Annotated in this window: 12 protein-coding genes and 1 pseudogene; 11 read left to right on the top strand and 2 right to left on the bottom strand. The window is 61.2% G+C overall.

Annotated features, from left to right (window positions below; genetic code table 11):
* Positions 1–34 precede the first annotated feature (34 nt).
* The 6 genes from EV130_RS20360 to rarD all read left to right on the top strand — a co-directional run bounded on the left by EV130_RS20360 (position 35) and on the right by rarD (position 5,299).
* Positions 35–508, top strand: a complete 474-nt coding sequence (locus EV130_RS20360) for a GFA family protein (RefSeq protein ID WP_074060720.1) — start codon at positions 35–37, stop codon at positions 506–508.
* Complete coding sequence (locus EV130_RS20355) at positions 487–978, top strand: GFA family protein (protein ID WP_132661177.1); 492 nt, start codon at positions 487–489, stop codon at positions 976–978. Before EV130_RS20360 ends, EV130_RS20355 begins: the two co-directional genes overlap by 22 nt.
* An 11-nt stretch (positions 979–989) precedes the next feature.
* Positions 990–1,466 carry a GFA family protein gene (locus tag EV130_RS20350; RefSeq protein ID WP_074060718.1) on the top strand — a complete coding sequence of 159 codons (477 nt, stop codon included), beginning with the start codon at positions 990–992 and terminating at the stop codon, positions 1,464–1,466.
* Positions 1,463–2,419, top strand: a complete 957-nt coding sequence (pip, locus tag EV130_RS20345; protein WP_132661174.1) for a prolyl aminopeptidase — start codon at positions 1,463–1,465, stop codon at positions 2,417–2,419. The genes EV130_RS20350 and pip overlap by 4 nt, the downstream gene beginning before the upstream one ends.
* 92 nt (positions 2,420–2,511) lie before the next feature.
* The gene (cimA, locus tag EV130_RS20340; protein ID WP_074060716.1) at positions 2,512–4,128 is read left to right on the top strand and encodes a citramalate synthase; all 1,617 of its coding nucleotides are present in this window, start codon (positions 2,512–2,514) and stop codon (positions 4,126–4,128) included.
* 256 nt (positions 4,129–4,384) lie between these two features.
* Positions 4,385–5,299, top strand: a complete 915-nt coding sequence (rarD, locus tag EV130_RS20335) for an EamA family transporter RarD (RefSeq protein ID WP_074060715.1) — start codon at positions 4,385–4,387, stop codon at positions 5,297–5,299.
* A gap of 9 nt (positions 5,300–5,308) precedes the next feature.
* Here the strand turns inward: rarD and EV130_RS20330 are convergent, their stop codons facing one another.
* The gene (locus EV130_RS20330) at positions 5,309–5,932 is read right to left on the bottom strand and encodes an LOG family protein (protein WP_074060714.1); all 624 of its coding nucleotides are present in this window, start codon (positions 5,930–5,932) and stop codon (positions 5,309–5,311) included.
* Between the two features lie 155 nt (positions 5,933–6,087).
* Here EV130_RS20330 and EV130_RS20325 point away from each other — a divergent pair, with 155 nt between their 5' ends.
* From EV130_RS20325 to EV130_RS32620, 5 genes and pseudogenes are all read left to right on the top strand, one after another.
* Positions 6,088–8,088 carry a LysM peptidoglycan-binding domain-containing protein gene (locus EV130_RS20325; RefSeq protein WP_132661171.1) on the top strand — a complete coding sequence of 667 codons (2,001 nt, stop codon included), beginning with the start codon at positions 6,088–6,090 and terminating at the stop codon, positions 8,086–8,088.
* Positions 8,089–8,301: 213 nt separating this feature from the next.
* The gene (locus EV130_RS20320; RefSeq protein WP_132661168.1) at positions 8,302–10,179 is read left to right on the top strand and encodes an ABCB family ABC transporter ATP-binding protein/permease; all 1,878 of its coding nucleotides are present in this window, start codon (positions 8,302–8,304) and stop codon (positions 10,177–10,179) included.
* Positions 10,180–10,317: 138 nt separating this feature from the next.
* Positions 10,318–11,019: pseudogene (locus EV130_RS20315) on the top strand (phosphatidylserine decarboxylase); the annotation flags it as partial.
* 17 nt (positions 11,020–11,036) lie between these two features.
* On the top strand, positions 11,037–11,882 hold the full coding sequence (gene pssA / locus EV130_RS20310; RefSeq protein WP_074060710.1) for a CDP-diacylglycerol--serine O-phosphatidyltransferase: 846 nt from the start codon (positions 11,037–11,039) through the stop codon (positions 11,880–11,882).
* 167 nt (positions 11,883–12,049) lie between these two features.
* A complete protein-coding gene (locus EV130_RS32620) occupies positions 12,050–12,199 on the top strand; it encodes a hypothetical protein (RefSeq protein WP_165918551.1) in 150 nt (49 codons plus the stop codon).
* Positions 12,200–12,435: 236 nt separating this feature from the next.
* On the opposite strand, the gene EV130_RS20305 is transcribed toward EV130_RS32620, so the two are convergent.
* Positions 12,436–13,194, bottom strand: coding sequence for an SOS response-associated peptidase (locus EV130_RS20305; RefSeq protein ID WP_132661166.1), 759 nt, complete (start codon positions 13,192–13,194; stop codon positions 12,436–12,438).
* Positions 13,195–13,216 lie beyond the last annotated feature (22 nt).

Raw genomic sequence — 13,216 nt, 5'->3', positions numbered from 1 at the left:
GCTTTGTTCACATGCAAGACGGGAGGAAGTATCGATGACGGTCTACACCGGTGGCTGCCAGTGCGGTGCGATCCGGTTCCGGGTGGAAGGCGAGTTTTCGCATTCGTCGATCTGTCATTGCCGCATGTGCCAGAAGGCGTTCGGTGGCTATTATGCACCGCTGGTTTCCGTGCGCGGGGCTGACTTCAAATGGACGCGGGGCAAGCGGAAGACCTTCCGTTCGTCCAATTTCGTCGAGCGCGGCTTCTGCGGCGATTGCGGCACACCGCTGACCTATGAAGCGCCGGATGGGATGGCGATTGCAGCGGGCGCGTTCGATGATCCGGCTCTTCTGCCGCCGACGATCCAGTATGGCATCGAAGGCAAGCTGCCGTTCACGGACAAACTGCACGAGCTTCCGGGGATGCGGACGCAGGACGACGTCGAAAACGCCCCATTCATCAGCGAGATCGTTTCCTATCAGCATCCAGATCACGACACGACAGAATGGCCAGAGGAGCGCAAGTGACGGCAGGAACATTTCATAGCGGCGGATGCCAATGCGGCGCAGTGCGCTATCGCGCCGCCGGCGAGCTCGGCTATCCGCATATCTGCCATTGCCGCATGTGCCAGAAGGCGGCGGGGAACTATTTCCTGCCGCTTGGAGCGGTCATGCGAACGGACTTTACGCTGACACGCGGAACACCGAAGTGGTTTTGCTCCTCCGATCTCGTGCGACGCGGCTTCTGCGGCGATTGCGGCACGCCGCTCTTTTACGACATACCTGGAGCCGTATCCGTCAACGTTACACTCGGCTCACTGGACGATCCAGATGCGGTCAGGCCGGTGATGCAATCGAATACCGGCCGCAAGATGAGCTGGCTCCACGCACTGGACACCCTGCCGATAGAGCCCGCCGCCTTGAGCTCGGAGCGTGAAGACGCGATCTCAGCCAGCAATCGTCAGCATCCCGATCACGATACGAACCACTGGCCATGAGGAGCACAGACATGAGTGAACCTACAAGAACAGGCGGGTGCCAGTGCGGCGCCGTACGCTTTCGTATCAGCGGCAAGCTGGGGCGTCCGTCGATCTGTCATTGCCGCATGTGCCAGAAGCAGTTCGGCGGCTTCTTTTCCGCGCTCGTTACCGCGCCGGAGGAGGGCGTGGAATGGACGCGCGGCGAGCCGAGCTATTTCCAGTCCTCGATCAATATCGACCGGGGTTTCTGCAGCAGTTGCGGCACGCCAATGACCTATCGGCATCCCGGCGGGCTGGAGCTTGCAATCGGCACGTTCGATGACCGCAGCGATCTCGCGCCGCAGATCCAAGTGAACTACGACTCGCGTCTGCCCTGGGTCGAAACGATCTTCGATACACCGGTTCATCGGGATCCCGATTACTATGCCCGGCAGGAGCAGATCATCTCCTTCCAGCATCCCGACCACGATACCGACGTATGGCCCGCGAAAGGCTTGAAGATATGACCGAAGTGTTGCGTACCCTCTATCCTGAAATCCAACCCTATGCTTCGGGCCATCTCGATGTCGGCGACGGCCATGTAATCTACTGGGAACGCTGCGGAACGCCGGGGGCCAAACCGGCCGTTTTCCTGCACGGCGGCCCTGGGGGCGGTATTTCTGCGGTGCATCGCCGCCTCTTCGACCCGGTGCTCTACGACGTGACGCTGTTCGACCAGCGCGGCTGCGGCAAATCCACGCCGCATGCGGATCTCAACGCCAACACGACATGGCATCTCGTTGCCGACATCGAGCGGCTGCGCAATATGGTCGGTGCCGAGAAATGGCAGGTCTTCGGCGGCTCCTGGGGCTCGACGCTGGCGCTCGCCTATGCCGAAAAGCATCCCGAGCGGGTCTCCGAACTCATCGTGCGGGGCATTTACACGCTTACGAAGGCGGAACTCGACTGGTACTACCAGTTCGGCGTCTCGGAAATGTTCCCGGACAAGTGGGAACGCTTCATTGCGCCCATTCCGGCGGAAGAGCGTCACGAGATGATGCAGGCCTACCACCGCCGCCTGACGAGCAACGACAAGGCAATTGCGCTCAAGGCCGCGCATGCCTGGAGCATCTGGGAGGGCGAGACGATCACGCTGCTGCCCGAGCCATCGACGAGCGGCAAGTTCGAGGAGGCCGAGTTCGCCTATGCCTTCGCCCGCATCGAGAACCACTTCTTCGTCAATGCCGGCTGGCTGGAGGAGGGCCAGCTGATCCGCGAGGCGCACAAGCTCAAGGATATTCCAGGCGTCATCGTGCAAGGTCGCTATGACATGCCCTGCCCCGCCCGCTTTGCCTGGGCGCTGCACAAGGCCTGGCCGAAGGCGGAATTCCACCTGATCGAAGGTGCGGGCCACGCGTTTTCGGAACCAGGCATCCTGGATCAGCTGATCCGGGCAACGGACAGGTTTGCGGGGAAATAGAGCCCCATGATGCGCGGTGTGGACACCCCTCTTAGAGCCGACAGAGGGATCGAGCCGCACTGCACAAGATAAAATGCTTCGGAGGCACCTCGGTGACCAGAGAAAAAATCTACCTCTTCGACACGACCCTGCGCGACGGGCAGCAGACGCCCGGGATCGACTTCTCGGTCGAGGACAAGATTGCAATCGCGACCATGCTGGACGAGTTCGGCATCGATTATGTCGAGGGCGGATATCCGGGCGCGAACCCGACCGATACCGCCTTCTTCACAGAAAAGCGCACCAGCCAGGCAGCATTCGTCGCCTTCGGCATGACGAAGCGGCCCGGCGTTTCAGCCTCCAACGATCCGGGGCTTGCAGCGCTGTTGCAGGCAAAGAGCGACGCGATCTGCTTCGTCGCCAAGAGCTGGGACTACCACGTCAAGGTCGCCCTCGGATGCACCAACGAGGAAAACCTCGCATGCATCGCCGAGAGTGTGAAGGCCGCCGTCGCCGCCGGCAAGGAAGCGATGGTCGATTGCGAGCATTTCTTCGATGGATACAAGGCCAATCCCGCCTATGCGCTTGCCTGCGCGACGACCGCCTATGAAGCGGGAGCGCGCTGGGTCGTGCTATGCGACACCAATGGTGGCGCGCAGCCCCCGCAGATCCACGCCGTCGTCGAGGCGGTGATTGCAGCAGGCGTTCCCGGCCTCTGTCTCGGCATCCACGCGCATAACGATACCGGCCAGGCAGTTGCCAATTCGCTGGCGGCCGTCGAGGCCGGCGTGCGCCAGATCCAAGGGACGCTCAACGGGATCGGCGAGCGTTGCGGCAATGCCAACCTGGTGACGCTGATCCCGACGCTTGCCCTGAAGGACACCTATAGCACCCGCTTCGAAACTACCATCGATCAGGATCGGCTGGTGAACCTCACGCGCCTGTCGCACGCTTTCGACGAGCTTCTGAACCGTTCACCGGATCATCAACTGCCCTATGTCGGCGCTTCGGCCTTCGCCACCAAGGCTGGCATCCATGCCTCCGCCCTGCTCAAGGACCCGCGCACCTACGAGCATGTGCCGCCGGAAAGCGTCGGCAATTTCCGAAAGGTCATGGTCTCCGACCAGGGCGGCAAGGCGAACTTCATCAATGCCCTGAAACGCCGTGGCATCGAGGTCGCCAAGGACGATCCGAAGCTCGATCGGCTGATTTCCATCGTCAAGGAGCGCGAAGCTTCCGGCTACGCCTATGAGGGGGCGGATGCGAGCTTCGAGCTTCTGGCCCGCCGCACACTTGGCACCATCCCGGAGTTCTTCGCAATCGAAGGCTTCCGCGTGATGGTCGAGCGCCGTTTCGACTCGCACGGTCGGGTAAAGATCGTCTCGGAAGCCGTCGTGAAGATGGTGATCGACGGCCACACGATCATGTCGGTGGCGGAAGGAGACGGCCCGGTCAACGCGCTCGACCTGGCGCTACGCAAGGATTTCGGCAAGTATCAGCACGAGATCGACGACCTGGTTCTCGCCGACTTCAAGGTGCGTATCCTCAATGGCGGCACCGAAGCCATCACGCGCGTGCTGATCGAATCCACCGACAGCGACGGCGTGCGCTGGTGGACGGTGGGCGTGTCGGAAAACATCATCGACGCCTCGTTCCAGGCGCTGATGGATTCCGTAATCTACAAGCTGATGAAGAACCGGCAGCTGGCAGGCAAGATCGCGGCGCAGTGAAGATCTCCACGAGAAAACCTGACAATTTATCACGCGCCGCTTTGGCTAGGGCCGCAACCAGCCTGCGGTTCCTCGCAACACCTGGCTTTGCCAGTATCTTGCGGGCATCAATCTGCCGGTATGGCGGCTCGTTCTCCAAAGCCGAGCAAGTCCCCCGCCTCAAATCCGCTGACAATCCATTCACCGAAATGAATTGGTCTATTCATGGCACTTAGGCTAATCGAGATCAGAAGAAGAACAAAACTGGAAACACCTGATGTCTGCCGAAGCGAGCTCTCCTGCCATCAAGAACGAAGATAGTGCACGCGGCTTCGCCTTTGCACTGACGGCTTATCTTCTGTGGGGATTCCTGCCGATCTACATGAAGGCGCTGGCGCATATTTCGCCGGCGGAGGTGATTGCCCATCGCGTGCTCTGGTCTGTTCCGATTGCCGGCCTCGTGCTGCTTGCGCTCGGACGTACGCAGGACATCCGGGACGCGCTGCGTTCGCCGCGCATGCTCGCAATGGCTGCACTGACGGCAGCCCTCATCACCGTTAACTGGGGTACCTATGTCTGGGCGATCGGCGCCGGACATTCGCTCGATGCCGCCATGGGCTATTTCATAAACCCGCTGATCAGCATCTTCATGGGCTCGGTGCTGCTCAAGGAGAAGCTGCGCCCCGCCCAGATCGTCGCAATCGGCCTTGCGGCCATTGCCGTTGTCGTTCTTGCCGTCGACGGAGGCGGGCTTCCGTGGGTGGCGCTGACCCTCGCCTTCAGCTGGGCCTTCTATGCCTTCTTCCGCAAGACATTGCCGCTCGGCCCCAACCAGGGCTTTCTGCTCGAGGTACTGATTCTGAGCGTTCCGGCCGTCCTCTACATCGTCTATCTGGAGTTGTTCAGTGGCGAAGGCCACTTCGTTCAGACCGGCTTCAGCGATACAGCGCTGCTCTTCGGCTGCGGTATCGTCACTGCCGCGCCGCTGATGATCTACGCCAACGGCGCAAAGCTTCTGAAGCTCTCGACGATCGGAATCATGCAGTACATCGCGCCGACGATGATTTTCCTGATCGCGATCTTCGTCTTCCACGAACCGCTTGATACGGCGCGCATGATCGCCTTCCCGCTCATCTGGGCAGGCCTCGTGCTCTATACGTGGTCGATGCTGATCGCAAACCGCGGGCGCTGAGCAAGCGTCTCACATCTTCGAAATCACGGCATCTTCGCCCTCACGGTCGGCAGCGAGTTCGGCTGCCTGTGCCATGATGGCTGGAATAATGCCGGAGACGTCGTCGATGACGAGCGGCTGCACGCGATGGGCGGTGTGCACGAAGCCCTCATCCGTCATGTGCTTCATCAGTTCCATCATCGGGTCCCAGAAGCCCTTGATGTTGGCGAAGACCATCGGTTTTTCGTGACGGGCAAGCTGCGCCCAGGTCATGATCTCGACGATCTCCTCCAGCGTGCCGATCCCGCCCGGCAGTGCCACGAAGGCATCGGAACGTTCGAACATCAGGTGTTTGCGCGCATGCATGTCCGGGGTTACAATGAGCTCGTTGAGCTGGCCGAGGGAATGGCGCGTCGCCTCCATGTCGATCAGGAATTCGGGGATGATGCCGGTCACCTGCCCCCCATTGGAAAGCACGCCGCTCGCAACAGCACCCATGATGCCTTTGGTGCCGCCGCCATAGACGAGCCGCAGGCCGTATTCGGCGATTTCCTTGCCGAGCGAGCGCCCGGCGGCCATGTATGCCGTATCGCGTCCGGGCCTCGACCCGCAGTAGACACAGATGGACTGAATTGAGTGAGATTGATCGCTCATATGGGAAAACAACTATTCCATGCCTGCGCAGTCAAGAAAAATGACACAAAAGCTGCGCGTTGAGCCTGCGTCTCTGCTTTGAATGCTTGTGAAAAGCAACGGGAATCGCTAGCAATTTTTAATACTACGGCACATTTGCCGTCTGGGGAGAGTGAATGATGAGAAATCGTGCCGGCTTGCTGGCCTTCGCAGTGCTTGCAGTTGCGATCCTTCTGATGGTCTTCGTGGTCATGCCCCGGATCGGCGAAGACACGTCGAAAATCGGCGATGCCATCAATCAAGCAGGCTCCGAGGTCAAGAACACGGTTGAAGAAGCCGGCAAGAGCGCGCGGAACGCGGCTGCCGACGCGGCTACGACCGAGAAGCTCGGCCGTCTTTCGGCCGACGCAGGTCAGTCTCTCACGCAACTTAAGGCGCTCTTTGCGGACGGCAAGGGTCCGACCGTCGAAGCATTCGATGCCGCCAGGACGAAGGCGGCTGGCTCGCTGAAGTCGCTCGCCGACTTCGCAATCCCCGAAGGCACCGATCCGGCGACCGCGACTGCCGCCACGAAAGCCAAGGTCGGCGCGGTAAAGGCGCTTGCAATCGTCCAGGCCCTGCCGGAAAACACCGCCGACGCGCTTGCCGCCATTACCAAGGCCGAAGCCGAACTGACCGGCGCGATGGGAAGCCAGCCTGCGGCGACCCCACCGGCGACCGATGCGAATATCGGCTCAAAGCTCCCCGCTTTCGACGTCCTGCGCGTAGAGCCGGACGGATCCACCGTCATCGCCGGTTCGGCCACGCCCAACAGCAAGCTCGAAGTCATGGACGGCGACAAGGTCGTCACCACGACGAATGTCGGGCCGACCGGTGATTTTGCCGCCGTCCTCGACAACCCTCTGGCGCCTGGCGACCACCAGCTCGTGCTCAAGGCGACCGGCAAGGACGGCAAGAGCCTGACTTCCGAAGAAGTCGCAACCGTTTCCGTGCCGAAGGACGGCAGCAGCTCCGAGCTGCTCGCCATGGTTTCCAAGCCAGGCGCAGCAAGCCGCATCATCACGGCGCCCACGGCCGGCACGCCGGCTGCTCAGCCCGCAGCAGGCGAACAGGCTTCCGCTCAGCCCGGTTTGCCGGCCGGCTCGCCGGAGATCGCCAATAACGCACCGGTAGTTCCCGATGCGCCGCAGGCAGGCGCAAGTGCTGCAGCTCCGGCCGAAGTGATGGTCAACGCGGTTGAAATCGAAGGCAAGAAGATCTTCATCGCTGGCACCGCCAAGCCGAACGCCAACGTGATCGCCTATGCGGACGACGCCCTGATCGGCAAGGCAACCGCAGGCGGCGACGGGCATTTCGTCATCGACGGCGTGATGGACCTTTCGGTCGGCGACCACAAGATCCGCGTCGATGTCGTCGACAGCAGCGGCAAGGTTCTCATTCGCGCCTCCGTCAATTTCACCCGCCCGGCAGGCGACCAGGTCACCGTAGCAGCTCAGCCCGCCAGACCACCCTTACCCGACGCTGGTGTCGCGATGGTTCCTCTCGATGAAGGCGAACTCGGCAAGTTGAGAGCAGATGCGGGCAAGGCGTTTGGGCTGCTGAAGGGCCTTTTTGCCGACGGCAAGCTTCCCGGCGCCGAGCAGCTTGCGGCAGCCCGTTCAGCAACCGAATTCGCGCTTCGCTCTATCGTCGAATTCCGTCCGGCAGCAGAAGCAACGCCTGCCTTCAAGCAGACGGCAGGCGCAGCCTCGCAGTCGGCCTCAAGCGCGCTCGCCATGCTCCAGGCACTGCCGAAGGATACACAATCCGTAGGCGACGCTCTCGCAAAGCTTGGGACGGCGATTGATGGTCTTACAGCCTCGCCTGCGCCAAAGGCTGGCAGTGCACCGGCTTCAAGCGAAGCTGCGGCCGATCCGAACCAGCCGAAGACGATCGAGCAGGCGCCACTGACGGCAAATAACACCGCCGTCATCATCCGCCGCGGCGACACGCTGTGGCAGATTTCGCGCCGCGTCTATGGCCTCGGCGTGCGCTACACGACGATCTACATGGCGAACGAAACCCAGATCAACAATCCGGACCGCATCCTGCCCGGCCAGATTTTCGGCCTGCCGAAGGAAGCCCTGCCGAACGCCGAAGAGCTTCATCGCAAGCGTATTTCCGGCGAGCACCTCTAAGCCGGACCAGGTGATGGAAAGGCCGGGCCGATATCGCGCCCGGCCTTTGTCTTCCCCTGGGTTTTCACATGTTGCATTCGCATGCCGCGCACCCTATGTGGCGGAGACGGCGATCCTGTCTGCGGAGGCTCAAGCGGGCATCTCCGCTTTTTGCACTTTTGCCGTATCGAAACACCGCATCAGCGGCCGAGCCCGACCGGGCTGGAGATAAGCATGGCAAACAGCAAGACGGTTTCGCAATCCAACCTCCTGCGGACGCTCTTCAATCTTTGGCCCTACATGTGGCCTTCCGGCCGGACGGACCTCAAGATGCGCGTCGTCTGGGCAACGGTCTATCTGCTCGTCTCCAAGTTTGTGCTGCTGCTCGTTCCGTATTTCTTCAAATGGTCGACCGATGCCCTGAATGGCCGCGTGGATCTCGCCGGAACCCTGCCCCCGCTCCTCGTCGGGGCGACCGTGCTGGTCATCGCCTATAACCTCACCCGCCTGATCCAGCTTGGCCTCAATCAACTGCGCGACGCGCTGTTTGCAAGCGTCGGCCAATACGCCGTGCGCCAGCTCGCCTACCGGACTTTCGTGCACATCCACGAACTCTCGCTCCGCTTCCATCTGGAGCGCAAGACCGGCGGCTTGTCGCGAATCATCGAGCGCGGCACGAAGGGTATCGAGACGATCGTGCGCTTCACGATCCTGAACTCGGTTCCGACCGTCATAGAATTCCTGCTGACCGCCGTGATCTTCTGGTGGGGCTACGGTTTTTCCTATCTCGCAGTGACCGCCTTCACCGTCTGGGCCTATATCTGGTTCACGATCCGCGCGTCGGACTGGCGCATCGCCATCCGCCGGACGATGAACGAAAGCGATACCGACGCCAACACCAAGGCGATCGATTCGCTGCTCAACTTCGAGACCGTCAAGTATTTCGGCAACGAAGAGATGGAGGCAAAACGCTTCGACAGGTCGATGGAACGCTACGAGAAGGCAGCGACCGATGTCTGGACCTCGCTCGGCTGGCTGAACTTCGGCCAGGGCGTCATCTTCGGCCTCGGCACGACGGCCATGCTTTTGCTTTCAGCCTTTGCCGTCCAGCGCGGCGAGCAGACCATCGGCGACTTCGTCTTCGTCAATTCCATGCTGCTGCAGCTTTCCGTGCCACTGAACTTCATCGGCTTCGTCTATCGCGAAATCCGCCAGGGACTGACTGATATCGAGCAGATGTTCGACCTGCTCGACGTGACGCCCGAGGTAACCGATGCGCCCGACGCTGCCCCGCTCAGGATCGTTCAGGGCGCCATCAGCTTCAAGGACGTGCATTTCTCCTACGATCCGCTGCGCCCGATCCTTAAGGGAATTTCCTTCGAAGTCCCCGCCGGCAAGACCGTCGCAGTCGTCGGCCCGTCCGGCGCCGGCAAATCGACGCTTTCGCGCCTGCTCTACCGTTTCTACGATATCCAGAGCGGCGCGATCACCGTCGACGGCCAGGATATTCGCCATGTCACCCAAAAGAGCCTTCGATCGGCGATCGGCATGGTTCCACAGGATACCGTGCTCTTCAATGACACGGTTGCCTACAATATCCGCTATGGCCGCCCGTCGGCCGGCGATGCCGAGGTGAAGACGGCTGCTGAAATTGCCCAGATCGCGCATTTCATCGAGTTATTGCCGGAGGGTTTCGAAACCAAGGTCGGCGAGCGCGGATTGAAGCTTTCTGGCGGCGAGAAACAGCGCGTCGCCATAGCCCGCACCATCCTCAAGGCGCCCCCGATCCTGATCCTCGACGAGGCGACATCGGCGCTCGACACGACGACGGAGCGGGAAATCCAGGAGGCCCTTGACGTCGTTTCGAAGAACCGCACGACACTCGTCATCGCCCACCGCCTGTCCACTGTCATCGGCGCGGATGAGATTATCGTCTTGAAAGGTGGCGAGATAGCCGAGCGCGGTACGCATGCGGCGCTGCTCGAGAAAAACGGCCTCTACGCCTCGATGTGGAACCGCCAGCGCGAAGCAACGCAGGCGGAGGAGCATCTGAAGCAAGTGCGCGAAAGCGACGACCTGGGCATTGTTGCCCGTCTGGCGCCGGCAAGCTGATCGTTCGAACCAAAGAGCCGCTCTGTCGTTTTGCTGTTTAGAACCATGCCATAAGGTCGGGCGGTAGCGGCACGGCATTGCTCCCGCAGGACTTTTTCTGTAACCAGCGGGAACGAAAAAAGCGCGAGGAGATCAGCGTCGATGAGCTTGCTCAATACCGTTCGAAACACCATCGTTCCGGTGCACAAGGAAGGTTATGTATTCGTTGCCGCCTTCTTCGTAGCGTCGCTGATCCTTGGCTGGATATTCGAGCCGCTCTTCTGGGTCGGTCTCGTCCTGACGCTCTGGTGCGCTTACTTCTTCCGTGATCCCGAGCGCATGACCCCGCAGGACGATGACCTGGTGATCTCGCCTGCCGATGGCAAGGTCTCTTCGATCCAGATGGTGACGCCGCCCGCCGAGCTGAACCTCGGCAACGAGCCGATGCTGCGCATCTCCGTCTTCATGAACGTCTTCAACTGCCATGTAAACCGCGCACCGATGCGTGGCCGCGTCGTCAGCATCAACTACCGGTCTGGCAGCTTCGCGAATGCCGAGCTCGACAAGGCCAGCGAAGACAACGAGCGCAATGGTCTGGTCATCGAGACTGTCCACGGCCAGATCGGCGTCGTGCAGATCGCGGGCCTCGTCGCCCGCCGTATTCTGTGCTGGGCCAATAATAACGAGCCGCTGGATGCCGGCGAGCGCTTCGGCCTTATCCGCTTCGGCTCCAGGCTCGATGTTTTCCTGCCGGCCGCCGCAGCAGCACGTGTTTCGCTCGGCCAGACGGCGATTGCAGGCGAAACGGTACTTGCTGAATTCGGCTCCCCCAAGGGACCGGTCATCAGCCGCCGCAGCTAGATCGAATGGAGCGCGCTATGGAGACGCCTTTTCCGCCCTTCGAACCGAACGGTCCGAACGATTCGGCACGCGGTCCCCGGCTCCGCGAAATTCCGCTGCGCCTCGTCGTTCCCAATCTCATCACGATACTGGCGATCTGCGCAGGCCTCACCGGCATCCGCCTCGCTTTCGAGAGCCGTTACGAGCTGGCGGTGATAATGGTGCTGCTGGCCGCCTTTCTCGACGGCATCGATGGGCGCGTCGCCCGCTTGATGAAAGCAACCTCCAAATTCGGCGCGCAGATGGATTCGCTCGCCGACATCGTCAATTTCGGTGTCGCGCCCGCTCTCGTCGTCTATGTCTTTGCGCTGGACAGCGCCCGCTCCATCGGCTGGATCGCCGCGCTGATCTATGCAATCGCCGCAGGCCTCCGCCTTGCCCGCTTCAATGTCATGGCGGAACGGGAAAATCGCGCGCCCTGGCAATCTGAATATTTCGTCGGCGTGCCTGCTCCTGCCGGCGCCATGCTGGTGCTGCTGCCCGTCTATCTCGGCTTCCTCGGCCTCACCGAAGACCGCACCTTCGCCTATATCTCTTCGGCCTATACGGTCCTGATCGCTTTCCTTCTGATCAGCCGCCTGCCGGTCTGGTCCGGCAAGTCGGAAGGCAGCCGATTGCGGCGCGATCTGGTGCTGCCGCTGATGCTCGGCGTCGTGCTCTATGTCGCTCTGCTGATGAGTTTCACCTGGGAAGTCATGGTGTTTACCGTCATCGTCTACCTGCTGTCGCTGCCCTTCGGAGCACGGAGGTGGCGATTGAAATACGGTACGCTCACGATCGAAGAACCGGGCGACGGAGACGACGATATGGGCCGCCACATCTGATTTAGCAGTCTCCCGGTAAGGCCCGACGGACCCGAGGCTTCGCATCAAGCCTCGCGCAATGTGCATTGCGTACACAATTCCTGATAGATCATGCCTCTATTTCGTCGTTTTTGGCAACAAAAGAGCAGATCAATAAAGAGTCTAGGGAATCGCGTAAGGAGAGTATCGTGACCTCGAAGAAGACAGACCAGGCGGAACAAGCGGCAAAGCCGGATCTGAGCTCACATTACCGCCCGCTCGGGCTCAAGGCCGTTCTGGCCGCCGCGCTGATGCTGAAGAGCAAGCCGGCCCTCGTCAAGAAGATCGCCCAGGCCTGACGGAAAGAACGAACGCGCAGGCTGATCTCCAAAAGGCTCGTCAGTAAGACGACATCGAGAACCCGCCCAACGCGGCGGGTCTTGGAGTACCGGCTGCAGCAGACACACGCCATCCAATCCAAAAAATCCAGCAGATGCCGCCACGGCCATCCGTAGGCGGTCCCCTCCAAACCCGAAAGGGGCGGTCGCGATCGAGAACACCTGGTTTTCCGTAATATGCTCAAGGGTACACGGTTTCAGAACAAGCTGAGCTGGCCGTCGCCAGCTTCCTTGCCGGGCGCTTTCGGCGGTTTGTCGATCACCAACGGCGTCTGCAGGTCGGCTCCCATGTTGGCGACCTTGTTGACCTTGTCTGCGATGGGGATCGCTTCGAAGAAATCCTCGTCCGTCGGCTGCATCAGGCCGACGACGTCGCGCGGTTCCTGCGTCCTGCAGTCGAGCCATCGGGCGAAATCCTCCGGCTTGATGACGACCGGCATGCGATCATGGATCGATGCGATGGAAGCGTTTGCCGCCGTGGTCAGGATTGCCCCCGTATCGACTTCCGAGCCGTCGGCCGACGACCAGGTCTCCATCAGGCCGGCGAAGGCAACCACGCCGCCGCCGCGGGGCCGGATCCAATAAGCCTGGGGCCTCTCGCCGCTTTTTTTCGAGGGACGATGCCATTCGTAGAAGCCGGAAGCCGGAACGAGCACGCGGCGATGGCGCATGGCGGCGCGGAAGGATGCCTTGCCGATTGCGGTCTCGGCCCGCGCATTGATCAGCAGCGGAAATACCTTCGGATCCTTGACCCAGGACGGCGTGAAGCCCCAGCGCACCAGCACGGCGCGGCGATCCGGAAGATTGCTGCCGGGCTCCTGCGCCTCGCCGGAAGCAACGACGAGGATCGGCTGCGTCGGCGCAATATTGTAGCGCGCGGGAAAGTCCTCAAGCTCCAGCAGCCCAAGTATCTCCTTCAACTCCTCCGTCAGCGTCAAGGCGTAGCGTCCGCACATGAAGTTGTCCTTTCACCCTGTT

This window comes from Rhizobium azibense, assembly GCF_004342325.1.
Taxonomy (GTDB): Bacteria; Pseudomonadota; Alphaproteobacteria; order Rhizobiales; family Rhizobiaceae; genus Rhizobium; species Rhizobium etli_B.
This window is presented reverse-complemented; position numbering and strand designations above follow the sequence as displayed.

What these genes read in the sequence shown, in the direction of transcription:
- EV130_RS20320 (WP_132661168.1), top strand. Translation starts at nt 8,302, where the DNA reads ATGGCAAACAGCAAGACGGTTTCGCAATCCAACCTCCTGCGGACGCTC.
- EV130_RS20330 (WP_074060714.1), bottom strand. Translation starts at nt 5,932, where the DNA reads ATGAGCGATCAATCTCACTCAATTCAGTCCATCTGTGTCTACTGCGGG.
- EV130_RS20325 (WP_132661171.1), top strand. Translation starts at nt 6,088, where the DNA reads ATGATGAGAAATCGTGCCGGCTTGCTGGCCTTCGCAGTGCTTGCAGTT.
- pssA (WP_074060710.1), top strand. Translation starts at nt 11,037, where the DNA reads ATGGAGACGCCTTTTCCGCCCTTCGAACCGAACGGTCCGAACGATTCG.
- pip (WP_132661174.1), top strand. Translation starts at nt 1,463, where the DNA reads ATGACCGAAGTGTTGCGTACCCTCTATCCTGAAATCCAACCCTATGCT.
- EV130_RS20350 (WP_074060718.1), top strand. Translation starts at nt 990, where the DNA reads ATGAGTGAACCTACAAGAACAGGCGGGTGCCAGTGCGGCGCCGTACGC.
- EV130_RS20360 (WP_074060720.1), top strand. Translation starts at nt 35, where the DNA reads ATGACGGTCTACACCGGTGGCTGCCAGTGCGGTGCGATCCGGTTCCGG.
- EV130_RS20355 (WP_132661177.1), top strand. Translation starts at nt 487, where the DNA reads ATGGCCAGAGGAGCGCAAGTGACGGCAGGAACATTTCATAGCGGCGGA.
- EV130_RS20305 (WP_132661166.1), bottom strand. Translation starts at nt 13,194, where the DNA reads ATGTGCGGACGCTACGCCTTGACGCTGACGGAGGAGTTGAAGGAGATA.
- rarD (WP_074060715.1), top strand. Translation starts at nt 4,385, where the DNA reads ATGTCTGCCGAAGCGAGCTCTCCTGCCATCAAGAACGAAGATAGTGCA.